This is a genomic window from Nocardia paucivorans NBRC 100373 (assembly GCF_000308675.1).
Classification (GTDB): domain Bacteria; phylum Actinomycetota; class Actinomycetes; order Mycobacteriales; family Mycobacteriaceae; genus Nocardia; species Nocardia paucivorans.
This window is the reverse complement of the sequence record NZ_BAGE01000015.1, coordinates 1-807: the sequence shown is the minus strand read 5'-3', so window position 1 is coordinate 807 and position 807 is coordinate 1. Positions and strand designations below refer to the sequence as shown.

Genomic DNA, 807 nt, shown 5'->3' with positions numbered 1-807 from the left:
GCTTACCCGTCTCCGGATCAAGGCCCGCGTCGGCGGTGACCTGGTACCGGACAGTCCCGTCCTTTAGCGTCACCTTCTTGATCTGCGGTGGTAATTGCCGCCTGCTCATGCCGCCGCCCGATCAAGGCTCGCGATATAGTCAGCAACCGCCTGTTCGGTCACGAACCGTCGACGCCCGACCTTCACCGACCGCAACTCGCCCGAGCCAATCAGCTCGTAGTACTTGCTGTGACCGATCGGAATCCGCTCCCGAACTTCCTTCTCCGTTAGCAATCGCGCCATTTCCCTATCCCTTCCTATGCCGCTACCGGAATTGCCGAACTTTCCTGCCCACCCGGTGGACCGGCCGCCGCCAGTAGTGCCCGGTTGTATTCCGCACGCCAGGCCGAACGCCGGGCGATGGTCGCCAAGATCAGATGGTCACGCGGCAGCGCGTTGGGATCGCCCGGCTGAACCGGGGTGATCTGTAGGTGCGAACGGTCCGGTTTCTCGATCCCGAAGCGGGCCAGCAGTTGCCGAACAAACTCCGCCCGATCGGCGTTGTGATCGGCCAGGGTCTTGCCCGACCACAAATCCGACTTGAGCACCCGCCGACCCGGCAGCCCGAGCGTGTCGCGGCGATGCGCCTTGCCCTTGCAGCGGCCCGGCACCGTCTTGTCCGTGGCACCGACCGGGACGATGCCGTAGCGCAGCCAGACCGGGCAGCGTTTGGAGCACGGCACCCTCTGGAGTTCGGCATGCAACCGGTCGTAGTGGTCGGCCGCCCGCGCGGTCTTCGCTTCCAGCACCTCACCGATGGACTTGGTC

At 65.1% G+C, this 807-nt stretch carries 2 protein-coding genes; both read right to left on the bottom strand.

Annotation, left to right across the window (positions count from 1 at the left end):
• Window positions 1-105: 105 nt before the first annotated feature.
• The gene (locus tag ON32_RS28425) at window positions 106-282 is read right to left on the bottom strand and encodes a helix-turn-helix domain-containing protein (protein ID WP_085995107.1); all 177 of its coding nucleotides are present in this window, start codon (window positions 280-282) and stop codon (window positions 106-108) included.
• A gap of 14 nt (window positions 283-296) precedes the next feature.
• On the bottom strand, window positions 297-807 hold a 511-nt coding region (locus tag ON32_RS02590; RefSeq protein ID WP_040788452.1), incomplete at its 5' end, for a replication initiator.

Coding starts and splice junctions, on each gene's coding strand:
- ON32_RS28425 (WP_085995107.1), bottom strand. CDS start 282: ATGGCGCGATTGCTAACGGAGAAGGAAGTTCGGGAGCGGATTCCGATC.